Annotated in this window: 15 protein-coding genes; 10 read left to right on the plus strand and 5 right to left on the minus strand. The window is 61.3% G+C overall.

All coding sequences use genetic code 11. The features are described 5' to 3' along the window. Positions 1–11: 11 nt before the first annotated feature. The gene (locus ACTHND_RS15465; RefSeq protein ID WP_440178854.1) at positions 12–860 is read left to right on the plus strand and encodes a hypothetical protein; all 849 of its coding nucleotides are present in this window, start codon (positions 12–14) and stop codon (positions 858–860) included. Here ACTHND_RS15465 and pbpC read toward each other — a convergent pair. Both pbpC and ACTHND_RS15475 read right to left on the minus strand, forming a co-directional pair. Beyond that, positions 857–2,953, minus strand: coding sequence for a penicillin-binding protein 1C (gene pbpC / locus ACTHND_RS15470; protein ID WP_440178937.1), 2,097 nt, complete (start codon positions 2,951–2,953; stop codon positions 857–859). The two genes, ACTHND_RS15465 and pbpC, sit on opposite strands and share 4 nt — an antisense overlap. 185 nt (positions 2,954–3,138) lie before the next feature. Then, positions 3,139–8,127, minus strand: a complete 4,989-nt coding sequence (locus ACTHND_RS15475; RefSeq protein WP_440178855.1) for an alpha-2-macroglobulin family protein — start codon at positions 8,125–8,127, stop codon at positions 3,139–3,141. A gap of 200 nt (positions 8,128–8,327) precedes the next feature. On the opposite strand from ACTHND_RS15475, the gene ACTHND_RS15480 reads away from it, so the two are divergent. From ACTHND_RS15480 to ubiB, 3 genes are all read left to right on the plus strand, one after another. Next, positions 8,328–8,831, plus strand: coding sequence for a response regulator (locus tag ACTHND_RS15480; RefSeq protein WP_245679091.1), 504 nt, complete (start codon positions 8,328–8,330; stop codon positions 8,829–8,831). Positions 8,832–8,954: 123 nt separating this feature from the next. Beyond that, a complete protein-coding gene (locus tag ACTHND_RS15485) occupies positions 8,955–9,746 on the plus strand; it encodes a class I SAM-dependent methyltransferase (RefSeq protein ID WP_440178856.1) in 792 nt (263 codons plus the stop codon). 3 nt (positions 9,747–9,749) lie between these two features. Next, complete coding sequence (gene ubiB, locus ACTHND_RS15490; RefSeq protein WP_440178857.1) at positions 9,750–11,261, plus strand: 2-polyprenylphenol 6-hydroxylase; 1,512 nt, start codon at positions 9,750–9,752, stop codon at positions 11,259–11,261. On the opposite strand, the gene ACTHND_RS15495 is transcribed toward ubiB, so the two are convergent. Next, positions 11,262–11,876: a hypothetical protein gene (locus tag ACTHND_RS15495; RefSeq protein ID WP_440178858.1), complete on the minus strand. Its 615-nt coding sequence runs from the start codon at positions 11,874–11,876 to the stop codon at positions 11,262–11,264. It lies immediately after the preceding gene. Between the two features lie 70 nt (positions 11,877–11,946). Here ACTHND_RS15495 and coaBC point away from each other — a divergent pair, with 70 nt between their 5' ends. The 6 genes from coaBC to ACTHND_RS15525 all read left to right on the plus strand — a co-directional run bounded on the left by coaBC (position 11,947) and on the right by ACTHND_RS15525 (position 17,215). Further along, a complete protein-coding gene (gene coaBC, locus ACTHND_RS15500; RefSeq protein WP_440178859.1) occupies positions 11,947–13,152 on the plus strand; it encodes a bifunctional phosphopantothenoylcysteine decarboxylase/phosphopantothenate--cysteine ligase CoaBC in 1,206 nt (401 codons plus the stop codon). Between the two features lie 83 nt (positions 13,153–13,235). Then, on the plus strand, positions 13,236–15,134 hold the full coding sequence (locus ACTHND_RS15505; protein ID WP_440178860.1) for an acyltransferase family protein: 1,899 nt from the start codon (positions 13,236–13,238) through the stop codon (positions 15,132–15,134). Positions 15,135–15,231: 97 nt separating this feature from the next. Then, positions 15,232–15,714 (plus strand): dUTP diphosphatase, encoded by a 483-nt coding sequence (dut, locus tag ACTHND_RS15510; RefSeq protein WP_440178861.1) that lies wholly within the window; start codon positions 15,232–15,234, stop codon positions 15,712–15,714. Positions 15,715–15,789: 75 nt separating this feature from the next. After that, positions 15,790–16,176, plus strand: a complete 387-nt coding sequence (locus tag ACTHND_RS15515; RefSeq protein ID WP_440178862.1) for a DUF302 domain-containing protein — start codon at positions 15,790–15,792, stop codon at positions 16,174–16,176. 222 nt (positions 16,177–16,398) lie between these two features. Then, positions 16,399–16,755 (plus strand): hypothetical protein, encoded by a 357-nt coding sequence (locus ACTHND_RS15520; RefSeq protein ID WP_440178863.1) that lies wholly within the window; start codon positions 16,399–16,401, stop codon positions 16,753–16,755. Between the two features lie 115 nt (positions 16,756–16,870). Further along, entirely contained in the window at positions 16,871–17,215 is a 345-nt protein-coding gene (locus ACTHND_RS15525) for a hypothetical protein (RefSeq protein ID WP_440178864.1), read from the plus strand. 111 nt (positions 17,216–17,326) lie between these two features. Here the strand turns inward: ACTHND_RS15525 and dapB are convergent, their stop codons facing one another. Both dapB and ACTHND_RS15535 read right to left on the minus strand, forming a co-directional pair. Continuing rightward, positions 17,327–18,076: a 4-hydroxy-tetrahydrodipicolinate reductase gene (gene dapB, locus ACTHND_RS15530; protein ID WP_440178865.1), complete on the minus strand. Its 750-nt coding sequence runs from the start codon at positions 18,074–18,076 to the stop codon at positions 17,327–17,329. Positions 18,077–18,145: 69 nt separating this feature from the next. Next, the gene (locus tag ACTHND_RS15535; protein WP_440178866.1) at positions 18,146–18,757 is read right to left on the minus strand and encodes a class I SAM-dependent methyltransferase; all 612 of its coding nucleotides are present in this window, start codon (positions 18,755–18,757) and stop codon (positions 18,146–18,148) included. Positions 18,758–18,850 lie beyond the last annotated feature (93 nt).

Below are 18,850 nucleotides of genomic sequence, written 5' to 3' on the forward strand. Positions count from 1 at the left end.
CGGGGGGACATATGCGCAAAACTGCTTTCACGGTTTTTCTGTTTGGAATACTTGGCTTGGCCTATGCTTCCTTTTCGGCCTACCAGTCCTACAAGTTACCTAGCCGACCCGTCTCCGATTACCGATTTCTCGCAGAATGCGAAAAAGTTCCCATGCCGGATAATCGTTTCAAAGGCTCTCCGCTTGAGTGCGAAGCCCGCATTCGGGAAACAGATTTGCTAAAGCAGGCCCCTGATCTGATTAAACGTAATGGCGACGATCTGATGGTTTTTTATAATGGCCAGCCGTCAGCGAAATTAACTCCTGTGGTGGAAGGGTCTCAGGGTTGCGACAGCTATAGTTTGCAAAGCCTTTTGCCCACGCATGATTCCATGACAAAGCGGGTTTTTTATCTCGCAAAAATTTCATGCCATTCGGGAGAGTTTGAAAGCCGCTTCATTATTATGCCGGACGGCACACGCTGGGATGTTTCGGACGCGAGCACCTCTCCTGATGGCCGTCTGATCGGCATTGGGAGTAATGGCTATCCTGGGGACGGCTTCACTCTCTACGAGTGGCCGGAGCGCAAACTGATTGCCCACTTTAATCCGAGTTGCCGTGTGGTTGACTGGGTGGGGTCAACCCAACTTACCGTAACCTGTCTGCATGAAATTAAACCGTTTGGGGTTAAGGACGGATACTTTCTTGCGTTCGATGCGATGGTAAAGCGCGACACGCACGGCAACTGGACCATGCACACAATACGCTGGCTTAATCCGCGTGTGATGGATTATAACCGTCAAGGTGATGTTGAGTATACGCCAACCTTTGCTCTGTTGTGGCCTATGACATTCAAGCCAGATACCAAAAAGGCCAGTTAACGCATTTCACCCCGGATGGCCTTGACCCGCACATGGCTCCTATCCTCATGCCCCTCGGCATCGATAACCGACAGCTCATAGAAGCCCTCGGTCGGCGGTGACCAGCTCCATTCACCGTTGTCATCCAACTTCAACGGCTGACCGTCGACATACCACTGCACCGGCCGGATACCGCGTGCGGAGAGTTTCAGCGGCCGCGCGACATTCAGCTTCACCGCATCGGTCTTCACCTCGACATAGACCGTGGCGTTATTGGGCGGAAACAGGATCGACGCCTTCCCCGTATCGCCGCTCATCATCTTCAGGCCCTTCGGCGCATTCCCCGGCGCGATCGATTGCGGTACCTGACTCGGCGCTTGCAACTGATCGAACACATCGAACAACAGCGGCGCCGAAGCTTCACGCCCGGTCTGATCAGCCCGCGCCCCGCCATCCGGACGACCGGTCCACACCAGCACGGCATAACCGCCAGCTACCCCGACCGCCAGCGCGTCACGATAACCGTAGGAGGTTCCCGTCTTGAAAGCAGGGCGGTTGGCGTTCTTCATCAACGGCCCCGGCAGACGACCCTCCGGCGGCGGCGTTTCGCGCAGGATCGAGATCACCCGGTCCGCCGCTTCTGGCCGCATCAGACGCTGGCCGCCATTCGTCTTTTCATCGGCCACCCGATAGGCCAAGGGCCGCGCCAGACCATGATCACCGAGCGCAGCATAGAGCAGGGCGACATCGCTGAGGCGTATGCCCTCGCCGCCCAGCGCGAGGGCTAGACCGGAGTCTTTCAGGCCCGATTTCGGCACGATCAGCGGCACCCCCACCGCCTCCAAACGACCCTGAAAAGCCTCCGGCCCGATGCGATTGAGCACCGCCACCGCCGGCACGTTCAGCGAATTGATCAAGGCTTCCTTGGCCGAAACCTCGCCATGGAACACCCGGTCGAAGTCCTCCGGCTGGTAGTCACCAAAGCGCGTCGGCGCATCCATCAGGCGGGTATCGGGCGCCACGACGCCATCCTCGAAGGCGAAGCCATAGATGAAGGGCTTGAGCGCCGAACCGGGTGAGCGGATGGCGCGGGTCATGTCCATCCAGCCGCCGGGACGCTCCAGCCCGCCACCGCCGACGCTGGCGCGTACCCCCCGCGTCCTGATATCGACCACTATGATGGCGACCGACGAATTCGGCCCCTGGTCCTTGGCGGTGGCTGCCGCCATGGCTTCCAGCCGGGTTTGCAGATTGGCGTCGATCGTCGTCACCACCGTCGCCTGCAAACCCTTGACGTCACGCGCCAGCCGCCCGGCGGTATGCCAGGCGAGTGTGGGGAAGGCGAATCTTGATGTGACCATCGGCTCGTTCATCGCCTCGCTGGCCTGCGACGAACCGATGATATTGGCATCGGCCATACGCTTGAGGATCAGGTTGCGCGCCTTCAGCGCATTGGCCGGTTTGCGATCGGGCCGGCGCGCTTCTGGTGCCTGCGGCAGAGAGATTAAAAGCGCCTGTTCACCCAGGGTCAGGCTTTCCGGTTCGTGGCCGAAATAGGAGAGCGAGGCGGCCCGCACCCCTTCGAGATTGCCACCATAGGGGGCCAGGGTCAGGTAGAGCGCCAGGATTTCGCGCTTCGAATAGCGCATCTCTAACTGTACGGCGCGCAGGGCTTCGATCAGCTTATTGCCATAGTCGCGCGGATGGGGGCTGAGCAATCGCGCCGTCTGCATGGTGATGGTCGAGCCGCCGGAGACGATATTGCCGGCATGGATATTGGACAGCAGCGCCCGCACGATCGCGGTGGCGTCGACGCCGGGATGGAAATAGAAGCGCTCATCCTCGACGCGCAGCAGACGGCGGATAAAGGACGAATCGGTGCGGTCCAGATCGGCGCGGATACGCCAGCGACCATTATCGACCGGCAGGGCGCGCAGCCAGGCGCCATTGCGATCCAGCGCCACGGCCGAAGCGGTCTGCGCGCGGGACATATCCGGCGGGAAGATCAGGTTGGCCGCGGCGACGGCGCACTGAAAACCCATCACGCCGATCAGCGTCTTGACCAGCGGACGGATCAGGGAGTCGGAGGAAAGAGATTTCAATCGCTTGAACATGGCACTCAAAAAATCCTCCACTCTTGGAGGGGAGGGGGACCGCGCCAGCCAGCTTGCTGGCGTGTCGCGGTGGAGAGGTAAGGGTTCCGGGGTCAGGCAGATGCGGCCTTAACCCCCTCTGATCGTCGCAACGCAAGCGTCACGACGATCAGCTCCCCCTACATTAAGGGGAGATTTGTTTGTGATCACCTTGAACTAATCACCGTGCGGCTGCCCTGCGTACGGGCGAAAGTATCCGGACGGTAGAAGTCCTTAGCCTCGGCGCCGGGTAAGTAGAAATCTCCTAAAGTCACGGCACGCGCGATATAGGCCATGCTGAAGCTGTCGGACGACGAGACATCGAGTGCCGCGATAAAGCGGTCATCACGCGCCTCCGACACCTTCAGATCGGTCAGCTTGCCGATAAAGCGGAACGGCCCGTTCTCGGCATCTTCATTGCTCAGGGTCGACTCGATCTCGAAGCCCGCCGGCAGCGGATCATCGACCACAATCGGGCGCAGTTCGGTGCGTTCGGAGCGGCCCGAGATGACCACCAGCACCTTCTGGCCTTGCGTGATATGCGACGGATCAAGGCGCGTACCATCCAGATTATAGTAGGTCTTGACCAGGTTCAGACCATGGCTTTCCGCGCCCGGCGCCGAGACCGGCGTACCAATCACCGTCACCGTCCGCCACACCGGACCGGCCCCGCCGTTCTTCACGCTGGCGCCGGCCAGTTGACCCACCCCGAAGCGCTGCACATTCATGCCCGCCGGCAAGGTATTGACGCCCTGCGCCTGTATTTTCAGCGGACCGGACGCCTTCAGCATATAGGATGCCGCCCTGAGCACATAGGCGCTTTCGATGGTGTTCATCTGGGCGGGCGACTTCATGGCGTTCTCCAGCCGTCCGGTCAGCGAACGGGCGATATCGTCCTCGCCGGACTCATAGGCCAGGGCAATAACCCCGGCCAGATCGCGCAGCGGCGTCTGATACCAGTCGTTCGGATCGGAATAGCCAAGCGACTGGATAGCCTCGTTAAAGGCCAGGCGGCCGCGCGAGCGATCCCCCATCATCACCAGGCCGGCGGCGATTTGCGCGCGTGAAAGCGGCGACTTCTCCGCCTTGAACTGGACATCATGATACCAGCGCAGGCGCGCCAGATCGCCGGACTTGCCCTTGGCCAGCACATAGAGCGCATAGGCCGAGGCGCGTGACCGCATCTGCTTGGTCAGTTGCTCACCGGAGACGCCGAACCAGTTCCAGTAGGACGGCACGCTCAGGCGATAATTGACATTGACGTAGCCATCGGGCCGCGACATGGCGCGCATGGCGTTCAGTGACTTGTCGATCGCCTCCTGCGGCACATAGGCGCCGCGGGCACGGGCTTCCAGCAGGAAGTCGGTAACATAGGCGCCGATGAAACCATCCGCCTCGCCATCACCCGGCCGCCACAGGCCGAAGGCCCCGTCTTCCGACTGACGGTCGAGAATCTTGTCAACGGCGATCTTCAAGGCATTCACGCCGGGCTTCGCCGCCGTTTTCCCAACCATGGATTCCGAGACGAACAGCCACGGCATGGCGGCCGAGGTCACCTGTTCGGTACAGCCATAGGGATATTTGGCGAGATTGGCCGCCAGCGGTGCCGGATCGATATTGCGGAAGGGCGAATAGCTGACCTCCACCGTGGCCGAACCCGGTTGCAGACCGGCGAGCAAGGACGCGTCGGGTGACCAGCTTTCATTGACCTTCTGCGATGTGGTGGCGACACGCGTCTGCGGCCCCCAGCCGTTGCGCGTTTGCAGGTTGAAGCTGTCGGTGAAGCTGTACCCCTGGCCGTTCAGCCCGATCTGCACGGTGGAGATGCCCGTCGTATTCGGCGCCTTCATCTGGATCGTTTCGATCGCCTGCTGACCGTGATTGAGGTTGAACGCCTTCTGGAAGGCCAGAACCAGCCCCTTGATGCCCCTGACGATGGCCGTGTAGAGGCCCGGCTTGCCGTCGGTATTATCGAGTTGCAGGGTGGCGTAGGCAGTATCGCCCGGCGCCAGGAAACGCGGCAGGGCCAGATCGGCCACCACCGGTTCACGGATGATCATGCGGCCATCGACCGAGCCCACGGCATCGTCGGTCCACGCCACGGCCATGACCCGCAGTTCGCCGTTGAACTTCTCGATCGGCAAACGCACATATGCCTTGCCATCGAGCGTGGTCTGCACCACGCCGGACCACAGGGCGATGGTGCGGATTGGCGTTGTGGTCAGGCCCTCACCGCCCAACTGGTCGCCACCGAAGGTGGGCGCCGCGGCGGCCAGGTTCGGATCGAGCAGGCGGCCGTAGTCGTCATTATAATCGACGCCAAGGGCGCGCTTGCCGAAATACCAGCCGATCGGATCGGGCGACTTGAACTTGGTGAGATTAAGAATGCCCTGATCAACCACGGCCACGCTGACCTTGGCGCGATCACCCAACTTCACACCGGAGACCTGAATCGGCACATCGATGAAATTATGACCGTTCACATCGGTCTGCGGGCGCTGCGGCTGATCAGACGCCAGGATCTTGACGCCGAGCTTGCGCGATTTGGGATCGAGCGACACATAGATCAGACCGATGGCGCGGCGTGGCTTGGAGGCATTGACCGGGTCACGCGGCTGCATGACGCTGGCCATGATATAGGCGCCGCCACCCCATTCCGCCGTCGATTTCAGCCGCACGGTGGTGCCGCCCTCGCCGATCGAAACGGTCTTCATCTCGATCACATGATCCGTGGCGACGGCAATCTGCGCCTCGCCCTTGTAGGGGCCTTTCAGCGTCACCTCGACGGTATCGCCCTGATTATAGCTCTTGCTGCCAGCGGTGATGCGGACAAAATCCGGTGCATCCGTGCCCTTCTGCGTCGAGCCCCAGCCTGAGGAGAAGCGCGTGACCGTTCGGGCCTGTCCGGGTACTTCCACTTCCAGGCGATAATCACCCCAGTCGAGATTACGCTCGAAGGTGGCGCCGGTATTGGCGTTCAGGTCGTAATTTTTCGACGACACCAGCACGTCACGGTGGGTTGAGCGCCAGTTCCATTTGCCATCGGAAATATACCAGTCGTAATCCCAGACCTCCGAGATCAGCTTGACCGTCACGCCCTTGACGGCGCGCTTGTCGCCCTGCGGGGTCAGGCCGACAATATTGAAGGCCATGCGCGGCGCATCGCGCCAGCTTCCGTCCTTCTGGTCGACCTTGACACCGAGATAGAGCGGCGCGGTCTTGATGCGCAGGGTCTGGCTCTCGCGCACCGGACGCCCGCCCGGCTCGAAGACCGAAGCGGTCAAAAGCACGGTCAGCGGCTCGGTGGTGTCGCCCGCCAGCGAGGCATCGAACGGAAACAGCGCATTGCCCTGGCCGTCCGTCGTCGTGGCCGGCAGATCGACATATTTCTCTTCATAAGGCTTGGTTTCATCGCCGAAGCGATAATCGGCGAATTTCGGGAACGGATTGCCGTCAGCACGAATGCGCGCCTCGCCCGTCACTTGAAGACCAGACGCGATGGCGCCATAGAGATAGCGCGCCGCCACAGTGACGGGACGGCTTTCCGTGGCGCTTATCAGCGGCTTGTTCGCGTCGACCTTAATATCAACGGCCAGGCGCTGCGGCGCAAAATCTTCCACGGCGAATGACGTATTGCCCGCCGGTTCGTCCATGCCTTCCAGCTCGACCCGCGCTGACCACTGGCCGCGCGGCGCCGTCTTCGGCAGGGTGACATTGGCGCCGGCATAGCCCATCGGCGTCTTGTCGAAGACGAGGCGATAGGCTTCCACCCCGCTCGGGCGAGTGATGATGATCGCGCCCTTGCGGTCCTTGATGGTGCGTCCTTGCGGATCGCGGATCATGGCGACGATATGCACCGCCTCGCCCGGCCGATAGATGCCGCGATCGCTGTACATATAGGAATCGACACCCATGGTCGCTGTACGGCCATCGCCGGTCTCACCGTCTTCGCTGCGTCCACCGACCCCATGAGAGGTCAGGTCCATCGGCGAACGGTCGAGATCGGTGGCGGTGAAATCGTCACCCGCGCCATAGGCCATGATCATCTTGGGCGTCAGGGCATCCTTGCCCTTGAGCAGCGCCCCGGCAAAGGTGGCGCGACCATCGACGCCGGACTTCACTTCGCCCAGGGTATCGCCATTGGTGGCGACGAGATCGACCCTGACCCCGGCCAGCGGCTTGGCGGTCTTCAGCGAGCGCACCACGACATCGAGGCCGTTCTGCCCCTTGTAGGTGGTCAGGGCCATGTCGGTATAGAGAATCCAGCGACGCGCCTGCGCCGGTTCATCATTGTCGTTCTTGTCGCGGCCACCGGAGGCATCGCGCACCTTGACGACATAGGCCCCGGCCTTCAGCGTTTTCAGCACCGCCCCCAGTGGGAAGACTGTGGTGACCCGCTCGCCATTACCGGGCTTGACCGCCACCTTGCCGGTCCAGATCTTCACCCCGATATCATCGGCGGAATCATCACCGTAAGAGTAGTCATATTCGCCTTCGGCCACCGGATCGGGCGCGGAAACCGACTTCCTCACCAGATTGCGGTCAGACACATGCCAGACCTCGAACGCCAGGGTCGAAACATTCACCGTCTCCACCGCCACGCCATCGGCTTCCTCGCGCGGCAGGATCACGCCATTGCCGGCGAACCCGACATAGGGCGGCTTCTCCCCAAAGGTGAAATCAAGATCGGCATTGGCCTTGAGCTGGTCGCTGCCCTTAGCGGGCAGGCCCTTCAGCAGGGTGACGCGGCGATCGGTAAAGCCGAAGCCGGAAACGCACAGGGTATCATCCTTGACCGAAATCGCCGGCGCCGAAGGCAGGGCGGGCGAGACAACGACATAGTCGCCATAGGGCTTGGCCGGATCGAGCGGTTTGGAAAACTGCACGCAGGCTTTCGGCGAATTGCCGGAGGTATCGAGGTTCTGCTTCCAGACGGCGAAGCCATCGGGCTTGCGGTCACCGGCGCGCGGCGCGTTTTTATCGCGCACCTTGCCGAACAGCCCGGTCGCCGGCTGGCCCACCTCGGCTGTGGCGCTGGCCGCCTTTTGCCGGGCGCCGCTGCTGATCGCGTGATCGGTCAGGAAACCGATACCGAACCCGGCAATCAATACCGCGGCGGCGCCTGCGATGAGGGTCCGGTTATGCCAGTCGATCATGGTGTTTCCCCGCCTCGGAAGCGCTGACGCGCGCGATTTATCCGTAAACGCGAATCAAGATCAGATTCCAGCAAAGATCAATCTTTAGTTTGTGAATTTCGCAAATAAGGCTAGTGATTCCCGCCAAGGGTCTGCCGGACGACACACGGGCTATGTGTTAGCACCGCTGACGGCAGGCCGGAGCCCTGGAGAATCGCGCCTTGAGTCAGTTTGCACGCGTTATGGTGCTGGTGGTCGATGATAACCACTATATGCGGGTGATCGTCAGCACCATGCTGCGCTCCATGGGCATCACCCTGATCCGCGAAGCCTCCGATGGCGCCGAAGCGCTGGAAATCGTGCGTGACTGGCGGCCGGATGTCATCATCCTCGACCTGATGATGGAAACCATCGACGGCATCGAATTCACCAAGCTGATCCGCCGCGGCGTCGACAGCCCGCACCCTTACGTGCCGATCATCATGATGACCGGCCATACCGACCGCCGCCGCGTCATCGAGGCGCGCGACGCCGGGGTGAATGAATTCGTCGCCAAGCCCCTGACCGCCCGTGCCCTGATCGACCGCCTGAAAAGCGTCATCAATAACGAACGCGGCTGGGTGAAATCGGCCAACTATGTCGGCCCCGACCGCCGCCGCAAGGTCCAGCCCGATTTCAAGGGCCCCTTCCGCCGCATCGCCGACAAGGCCGACGGCAAGATGTAGAAGGGCCTCAGGCCCTTCACCCATAAGTTTTGCCGCGCAGGCGGCGATTTGCCGCTCCCGCATTGCACACTTAACCACTTTTCCTCTTCGCAAATTTACCGGTTTCGGGCTACAAGGCCCGTCATGACCCAGTCTGCCAGCACCTCCCCCTTTGGTTTCAAGGATGTCGACGCCCGCGATAAGGTGGCGATGGTCCATGATGTGTTCAAAAACGTCGCCTCGAAATATGACCTGATGAATGATGTCATGTCGGGCGGGGTCCATCACTTATGGAAGGACGCGGCCTGCGCCCGCCTCAATCCGCAACCCGGCGAAGTCATCATCGATTGCGCCGGCGGCACCGGCGACATCGCCCGCCGCCTGGCCAAACTGGCCCGCGCCGCCAAGGCCCGCCGCGAAGCGCGCGGCTATGCGGCGAAGGACGCCGAGATCCGCATTATCGATTATAACGAAGCCATGATCATGGCCGGCCGCGAAAAGTCGCAGCGCCTGCATCTCGATGAGCCGGAAATCTCCTGGTCGGTGGGCGATGCCATGAACCTGGCGATCGAAGACAACAGCATCGACGCCTACATCATCTCATTCGGCATCCGCAATGTCGCCGATGTGCAGGTGGCACTCAACGAAGCGAAACGCGTGCTCAAGCCCGGCGGCCGCTTCTTCTGCCTCGAATTCTCGCACCCGACCTCTTCGGTGATCTCGAAAATCTACGAGACCTATAGCTTCAAGATCATCCCCTTCATGGGCGAACTGGTGGCGAAGGACCGCGACAGCTACCAGTATCTGGTGGAAAGCATCCAGCGTTTCCCGGATCAGGACACCTTCAAAGGCATGATGGAAAAAGCCGGCTTCCGCAATGCCCGCTACACCAACTATTCCGGCGGGGTTTGCGCCCTGCACGAGGGCTGGGCCTAAGTCTTGGCCAGCTTGACTACATGGTCGCGCATGTTCCGCACCGGGTTTATCCTGCTGCGTTATGATGCCTTGCTGCCAAAGGAAACGGCGCACCTGCTGCCGCCGGTGCCGCGCCTGGGCATAGGTTTGCTGCGCAGCATTTTTGCGAAGAAAAGCACCCTGCGTCCTGGCGAACGCTATGCCATCGCCTTCCAGCAACTGGGCCCGGCCTTCATCAAGCTCGGCCAGGTGTTATCCACGCGCGGCGATATCTTTGGCAAAGAATTTATCAATGACCTGTCGCACCTGAAGGACAACCTGCCGCCCTTCCCGCGCGCGGTCGCCCTGGCCAGCGTCGAGGAATCACTCGGCAAGCCGGTCGACGCTATCTTCTCTGAATTTGGCGACGTTCTGGGCTCGGCCTCCATCGCTCAGGCGCATGAGGCGGTCCTGCTTGATGGCCGCAAGGTCGCCGTCAAGATTCTGCGCCCGGATATCGAAGCCGTGGTGGCTGCCGATATCGCCATGATGACCTTGTCGGCGAAGATCATCGCCTTTTTCTTCCCCTCCGCCCGCCGCCTGGAACCGGTCGCCTTTGTCGGCACGGTGGCGCAGTCCCTGCTGCTCGAACTCGACCTGCGGCTGGAAGCCTCGGCCTGCGACGAGATCGGCAAGACGATCAACGAAGAACCGTGGATGAAGGCCCCCAAGGTCGTCTGGCATCAGGTCTCGCGCCGCGTGCTGGTCACCGAATGGGCGCCCGGCACCCCGCTCAGCCGCCCCGAAGCCCTGAGCCTGCCGGGTTTGCAGCATAAGGAACTGGCCGACAACCTGATCCGCGCCTTCCTAAGCCAGGCGCTTGATCACGGCGCCTTCCATGCCGACCTGCACGAGGGCAACCTGTTTGTCAGTGCGCCGGCGAAACTGACCGCGATCGATTTCGGCATTATCGGCCGCCTGCGTCCCAAGGAGCGCCGCTATCTGGCGGAAATGCTGTGGGGCTTCCTGCGCCGCGATTACAAGCGCGTGGCTGAAGTCCATTTCGAAGCCGGATATGTGCCGCGCCATCACAATGTCGACAGTTTCGCGCAAGCTTTGCGCGCCGTCGGTGAGCCGGTGCTGGGCCAGAAGGCCACGGAAGTCTCCATGGGCCGCCTGCTGACACAGTTGTTCGACATCACCGCCCAGTTCGACATGCACCTGCGCCCGGAACTGGTGCTGCTGCAAAAGACCATGGTGTCTGTCGAGGGCGTGGCCCGCCGCATCTATCCGGAACACGACCTGTGGGAAGCCGCCCGCCCGGTGGTTCAGGCGTGGATATCCCGCGAACTGTCGCCGGTCGCCCAGGCGCGCCAGATTGCCGAACGCCTGATCAGCCGCCTGCGCAGCGAGGAAGAGGAAGGGGCCGAAACCCGCCAGACCGTCGAACTGGCCGCCCTGCAACTGGTGGCACAACAGGGCCGCACTTTCGGCCTGATCGCCCTGGTGGTGTCGGTCATTTCGCTCGGCGTTCTGATCTGGATGGCGGTGCGCTGATCAGCCGCCGTCATAACTATCGCGCCTTGGCGTGCGGCGCTGGCTTTCGATGATCTTCTGCTGACGCCAGTAAGCCGCACCGTTATCCGGCCGGAACATGGTGCGCGGCGCACCTGCCCTGGTCATCACCGCGAAAACATTGCCCTTCGGATCGTAAAACAGCGTGTCGCCATTCGTCCGCTTCAGGGTTTCGGTGCCGGACGGCGGGTTATGGATGAAGCCATGCACCATCGCCATATAGTCCGGATAGGATTTGGCCGAAAATTCCGGACCGTGCTTCTGGAAATGATAATGCGCGTTCTCGTCGGCTGAATATTTGCGGTTCTTCGACCACAGCGGCCAGTCGCCATAGCGCATTTCGGTGATGGTCGCGCGGTGAGCCGCAATCGGCAGGGCCGCGCCTGCGACAGGCGGCGAATCCACCACCGGCATTGAAGCTTCTTCAATGGGTCCTGCGGACTTCTCGTCATCCCTCTGCGCCCAGGTCGGGGCTTTAGCGGGCTGGACCTGTTCAGCCGGCGCCTTTCCCGCGCCATCGGGCAAAACCGCCGACGGCCCGGCATCGCAGGCCACAACGCCCAGCAAAAGCAAAGCCGATAACCAGATTGCCCGCATAGCCTTGCCCCCTTGCACCCTCAACCCCACCTATGGCACAACCCGCCGGCAAGTTAAAGGATACCTCGTCATGACGGATCAGCCTGTTTCAAAGCGCATTTTGCTGATCATCGGCGGCGGGATCGCGGCCTATAAGTCGCTCGAACTGATCCGCCTGATCAAAAAGGCCGGCCTCAATGTCCGCGTGGTGCTCACCAAAGCCGCGCACGAATTCATCACGCCCCTGACCGCCGCCGCCCTTTCCGGAGATAAGGTTTATACCGACCTGTTCGACCTCACCGACGAGACCGAGATGGGCCATATCATGCTGTCGCGCCAGGCCGATCTGGTGGTCGTGGCCCCCGCTACCGCCGATATGATGGCCAAACAGGCGCAAGGGCTGGCCAATGACCTGGCCTCGACACTACTGCTCGCCACCAACAACCGCGTCCTGCTGGCGCCCGCCATGAATGTGCGTATGTGGCACCATCCGGCCACCCAGCGCAATCTGGAGACGCTGAAAGCCGACGGCGTCCTTTTCACCGGCCCCGATGAGGGCGATATGGCCTGTGGCGAATTCGGTCTCGGCCGCATGAGCGAGCCGGAAGCGATCCTGGCCGCCATCCAGTTTCACCTGACCGGCGGCGTTGATGGCCCGCTTGCCGGAAAAAAAGTGGTGATCACCGCCGGCCCGACCTTTGAACCTTTGGACCCGGTGCGCGGCCTGACCAATCGCTCCTCCGGCAAGCAGGGCTACGCCATCGCCCAGAAACTGGCGCGCGAAGGCGCCGATGTCACCCTGATCTCCGGCCCGGTTTCCCTGCCCACCCCGATCGGGGTCTCCCGCATCGATGTCGAAACCGCGCAGCAGATGTTCGATGCCGTCCATGCGCACCTGCCCTGCGATGTGTTCGTGGGCGTCGCCGCCGTCGCCGACTGGCGGGCGAAGGACATCGCCACCGAGAAGCAGAAGAAGACCACGGACAACGAACTCTCCGTCACCTTCGTCAAGAACCCGGACATCCTCGAATCCGTCTCCAAGCATCTGGAACTGCGCCCGCGTCTGGTCATCGGTTTCGCCGCCGAGACCCAGAAGCTGGAAGACTATGCTCACGCCAAGCTGGCCTCCAAGGGCTGCGACGCGATCGTCGCCAACAATGTCTCCGAAGGCGTTTTCGGCTCGGCGCACAATCAGGCCACCCTGGTCGATCTCGATGGTTTCACCCCCATTGCCGGCACGACCAAGGCCGATATCGCCGATTTCCTCAGCGCCTATATCCGGAAACGCATCGCCTGATCGGCTGTTCACGGTTTCACAATCGCGCTTTATCGGGTATCGATTGCGGCGACGCAGTGACCGCATCTTTTCAAGTTGGACGTATGACCCTGGCAGAGACCCCGACGACGCACGGCAAACGCGCCGATATCCAGGGTATGCGCGCCATCGCCGTGCTGGCCGTGCTCGCCTTCCATGCCAGTCATGCCCTTCTGCCGGGCGGTTTTATCGGCGTTGATGTCTTCTTCGTGCTCTCCGGCTACCTGATTACCCAGGTTCTGTTGCGGCCAATGGAGGAAAAGCGCTTCTCCATCCGTGACTTCTACCGCCGCCGCATCCGCCGGCTCTATCCGGCGCTGTTCACGGTCCTGGCTTTCACCCTCATCATGGGGCTGGCCTTTTTTCCGCCGACCCTGCTGAAGGAACTGGTCAAGTCGCAGTTCTTCACCACCCTCTTCCTGTCCAATCTCGCCTTTGCGCGCGAGACCGGCTATTTCGACCTCCAGGCCGAGCTAAAGCCCTTGCTGCATACCTGGTCGCTCGGCGTCGAGGAACAGTTCTACCTGCTGTTCCCGCCGATCCTCTATGTCCTGCATCGCTGGGGGAAACGCCTTCTGTGGCCAGCCCTGGGCCTGCTGGCCCTGTGGTCGCTTTGGTTTTCGCAAACCCGTCTGGCTGCCCATGCCGAAGTCTCGTTCTATTTCCCGACCTCGCGCGCCTTCGAATTGCTGATCGGCGCCCTGTGTGTTGGTTTCGACCGTCACGTTTCCCTTCCGGTTCTGGCCCAGCGCCTGCTCAGCCTGGCCGGCCTAGCTGCAATAGCTATCGGATTGGTCGTCATCAATGCGGACTCGCCCTTCCCCGGCCTGCTGGCCCTGCTGCCCTGCCTCGGTGCGGCGGCGCTTCTGGTATCACCGCAAGGCTGGGCTAACCGGGCCCTCTCCTGGTCGCCACTGGTGCGGGTCGGCGATATCTCCTATTCGCTCTATCTGTGGCACTGGCCGCTGCTGGTCTTTGCGCGCTTTGTTTTCCCGGACGCCTCCTGGGTAATCGTGCTGGCGCTGGTGTTGTCGGTGATCATGGCCTGGCTGTCGTGGCGCTATATCGAAACACCCTTCCTGAAAGAACGCCCCGAAAAACGCCCTCTGCCGGTCTGGGCCTTGGGCGGCGCCATGATGGCGGCCTCCATCGCCGTCTGCCTCACCGTCTATTATGCCGGCGGCCTGCCGCAGCGCTTCTCACCGCAGGAACGCGTCTATCTGGCCGCGACGGATGATTACAACCACGACCGCAGCAAATGCCATATGCGCTCCGACCGGCCGATCGACTATGACAAGCTGTGCGTCTACGGCGCCGCGGACGTACCGGCCAGTTATGCCGTCTGGGGCGACAGCCACGGCGCCGAACTGGCCAGGGCCCTGGGCGAACGTCTGACCGCCAAGGGCGCCAGCCTGAAATCGATCACCATGTCCGGCTGCCCGGCCACCCTCAGCCGCAGGGCCGTCTGCCGCCAGCACAATATCGATACCCTGGCCGCCATGAAGGCCGATCCGCACATGCAGGTGGTTATCCTGGTCGGAAATCTGCACGATGACGATGCCTTTTCGCGCGATGCCATCAAGGGCATGGAACATACGGCGCTGGAACTGAAAAAGGTCGGCAAGCGGGTGATCATCGTCTCGCCGATCCCGACCTTCGACTATGATCCGCCGTCGAAACTGGCCCTGGAATCCCGCGCCGGGCATCAGCCGGAAGCCGTCGGCACACCGCGCGCCTATTATGAACAGCGGCGCGGCCATATCCGTGACGAATTTATCCGCTTCACCGCAGCCAATGACATGACGGCCATTCGCCCTGATGCGATTTTCTGCGACACCATCTGCCATGTCTATCGCCCCGGCGCCGGTGTGCTCTATTTCAATGCCGGACACCTCAGCCTGACCGGCGCCGGCCTGCTGGCCGATGAAATCGAACGGACGCTGGAACTGCAATCGGCGGATTGATCCACAGGCGCACGAAACCTGTGCATGGTTTGGCGGCGCGGTTGTTAACCTTTCGCCGGACGGTTACGCTGCAAGGGTAGCCCAGCCTGAGCCAGTCATGAACGCCCATACCAAGCCCGAAGCCTCCCCTGAAGTCACTGCTCGCGTCGTGCAACTGCCGCACGCGGTCGGCTTGGCCCTGCCGGCCTATGAGACCGAAGGCTCAGCGGGCCTGGATCTGCGCGCCGCCATTGCCGAAGGCGAAGAACTGACGCTGAAGCCGATGGCGCGGGCCCTGGTGCCGACCGGCCTGAAAATGTCCGTGCCGCTGGGCTATGAGGTGCAGGTGCGTCCGCGCTCCGGCCTGGCGCTGAAATTCGGCATCACCTGCCTGAACACACCGGGTACGATCGACAGCGACTATCGCGGCGAGGTCGGCGTCATCCTGATCAACCTCGGCTCGGAAGACTTCGTGATCCGCCGCGGCGACCGCATCGCCCAGATGATCGTGGCGCAGCACGCCCGCATCGTCTGGGAAACGCCGGAAACCCTCGAAGCCACCACGCGCGGCGAAGGCGGTTTCGGCTCCACCGGGCGCTGATTCGGTCAAGAAAAGTCTGGACGAGCGCCGTCCTCTGCGAGAGAATGCCGGCGTCCACACATAAAGGCGCCGGTCATGACCTACCACTTCACCAAAGTCCTCGATTGTCCGTTTGACGATGCCGTGGCGCGCGCCACGAAGGCCCTGGCGGACCAGGGGTTTGGCGTCCTCACCACCATCGATGTCGCCGCCACCATGAAGGCCAAGCTCGGCGCCGAAATGAAGCCCTATGTCATTCTGGGCGCCTGCAATCCGCAATTCGCCTATCGCGCCCTGCAAGCCGAAAACAAGATCGGCACCATGCTGCCCTGCAATGTGGTGGTTCAGGATATGGGCGGCGGAAAAAGCGAAGTGTCGGCCGTCAATCCGCTGGAATCGATGTCGGCCATAAAGAATGCCGAACTTGAACCGATTGCCGGCGAAGTCACCTCGCGCCTGCAAACCATGATCGACGGCCTGTAGGCTGTTTCTCGTGGCAAGCGAGTAACACTCGCCAAAATACATATGCTTGTGGCCCTGTCATCACACATTTCCATTTTGCGTGAAACGCGAAACGGATCAGTGTGTCATCATACGTATACGAACTGACGTCTCATGAACGGGACGTGAACCGCAGCCTCAAAAGAGGTTCAGACTTAACGCCTTAATCGCTTTCTGAACATCTGCTTTTGAAAGGGTCATTGTATGAGTGACTTCACGCAATTCCTCCTGACCATGGGGGATTCGATCCAGGCGGCACTGGTGGGTCTGAACCCGGTGCCCGTGCTGATCTTCGGCCTGTTCCTCGGCATGATCCAGTCAAGGCGCAGCCTGGCCTGGCTGCTGGCGCCGCTGGCGGTCATCCCGGCCGTGATCGTCACCGCCCTGTTGCCAACGGCCATGGGCTACCAGGCCATCTGGCCGGACCTGACCCAATTGGAGGTCGAATTCCAGATGATCATGCTTCTGGTCATGAGCTATGTCGTCATCCGGGTTACGGGGCTGATCAAGACCACCCTGCTGATGATGGCCCCGAAACCGAATGGCCATAAACCGGTCTGACCGGCCAGTTTACGCGGCGAAACACATCGTTTTTTGATTTTTCGTTAACCATGGTAGTATCCAGTATCGCCTCATACCCGGGGGATCGTACCCTTATTCATAAAAAGGATGCCCTATGAACGATATCTGGACCTTCTTCGTGGCCTTGAGCGATGGTTTCCGCAGTGCGCTCGGTGACATCAATCCCCTGCCCATCCTGGTCGTGGCCATGGTAATCGGCCTGTTGCAGCCCAAATCCGACAGGTATGCGCTGAAGGCCGGCCTGGCCCTGCTGATCGTGATGGCCTTCAATATCTTCCTGCCGCTGATCAATGGTGGCCGGCCTAACTATCCCGATTTCCGCCATATCGGCGCCATCGTGCAGCTTTTCCTGCTGTTCGTCTTCGCCTACGGCATGATCGGCGTACTCGGCAGCCTGAAAGCGGCCATGAAACTGGGCGCCACCAAAAGCGCGCATTAATTTAGGTAGCTAAAGCGCCGGACTAGGCGTCCCCCATGACTTACGTGCAAACGTGCGCGGCGGCCCCACTTTGAGTAATTTGGCGCCCTTGCCGAAACTGCGTTTCGGAATTTAAAAACCCAGAACATCCTGCATATCATACAGGCCCGGTTTCTGGTTGCGCCCCCATAGCCCGGCCTGAATGGCGCCGCGCGCAAACAGGGTGCGGTCGCGGGCCGAATGCGAAAAGGTGATCAGTTCGTCTTCCGAGGCGAAGAGCACGCTGTGCTCACCGACAATGCCGCCACCGCGAATGACCGAGAAACCGATATCGCCGGCGCGGCGGGCACCGGTGATGCCATCACGGGCCGCGACCTTCACGTCTTTCAGATCGACGCCCCGGCCTTCGGCTGCGGCCGCGCCGAGCATCAGGGCGGTGCCTGAGGGGGCATCAACCTTGCGCCTGTGGTGGGCCTCGGTGACCTCGATATCCCAGTCATCGGCACTCAGGCGGGCGCTGGCCTGCTTGAGAAGGCCGATCATCATATTGACGCCCAGCGAATAGTTGCCGGATTTGAGCAGAACGACTGTTTCGGCAAAGGGCTTGAGCGCCCCATCCTGTTCCGGCGTAAAACCGGTGGCGCCGATGACCTGAACAATTGGCGAGCCCCGGCGCACAGCTTCCGCCGCACAGACTTCGGCCAGATGCAGGGTCGCTTCCGGCGTCGAGAAGTCGATGACAATATCGGAGCCGCTCAGATCGAAATCGTCGCCCTTGTCGAACCGGGCGGAGAGGGTGTGTCCGGCGTCTTCCAGCACGCGGGCGATGGCCTGACCCATGCGGCCTTTGGCGCCATTGATGGCGAAACGGGGAGCGGACATGATAAACCCTTGTGCCTGTTCGGAAGTCTGTCTTCCGAATAGGCACAAGGACTTATGGGGTCAAGGGGCCTATGGCCCCTTGTACTTGAAGACTTTTGCTTTCAGTAACTGCGCCTGCCCGAAATCCGGCACCTCATATTCCGCCAGAGACTCCAGCAAATCGACCGGCAACGGTTTGCGGCCCATATCGCCGACCAGAACCGCGATGCCCTGCGCGACGCATTCGCCGAAAAGCCCTGACATCTTTTCAGCCAATGCCGGGTCATAAAAAACATCGCCAGCCAGGATCAGGTCGGCTTCCGGTGGAGAGGTCAATTCGCCGGTCACCGCGGTAATCTCCACGTCATTGGCCTGGGCATTGAGAAGCGTAGCGCTCACCGCATAGGGGTCGATATCAATGGCTGTCACTTTCTTTGCACCCGCTTTCATCGCCGCAATTCCCACAACGCCGGAACCGGAACCCAGATCAATCAAGGACTTACCGCGCACAATTTCCGGATGGTCGAGGATATAGCGCGCCAGCACCGTTCCCCCGGCCCAGTGATAAGCCCAATAGGGTGGTGTGTCCCCCAGCCGCGACAACCGGCTGCCGGAATGGGCGCGATAGAGGACGATTTCAGGCAGGCCCGGCGCCGGTTCGAGACGGAGGTTTTGCAGGATAAAGTCACGGATGTCGGGCATGGGGTTTTGTGGCTGACGGCGGGGAAGAAAGCAAGAAACCCCACCACCACGATCATCAAGCATGATCGCGGTCCCCCTCCCCGGTTTAGCCGG

The organism is Asticcacaulis sp. (assembly GCF_051954415.1).
GTDB lineage: Bacteria > Pseudomonadota > Alphaproteobacteria > Caulobacterales > Caulobacteraceae > Asticcacaulis.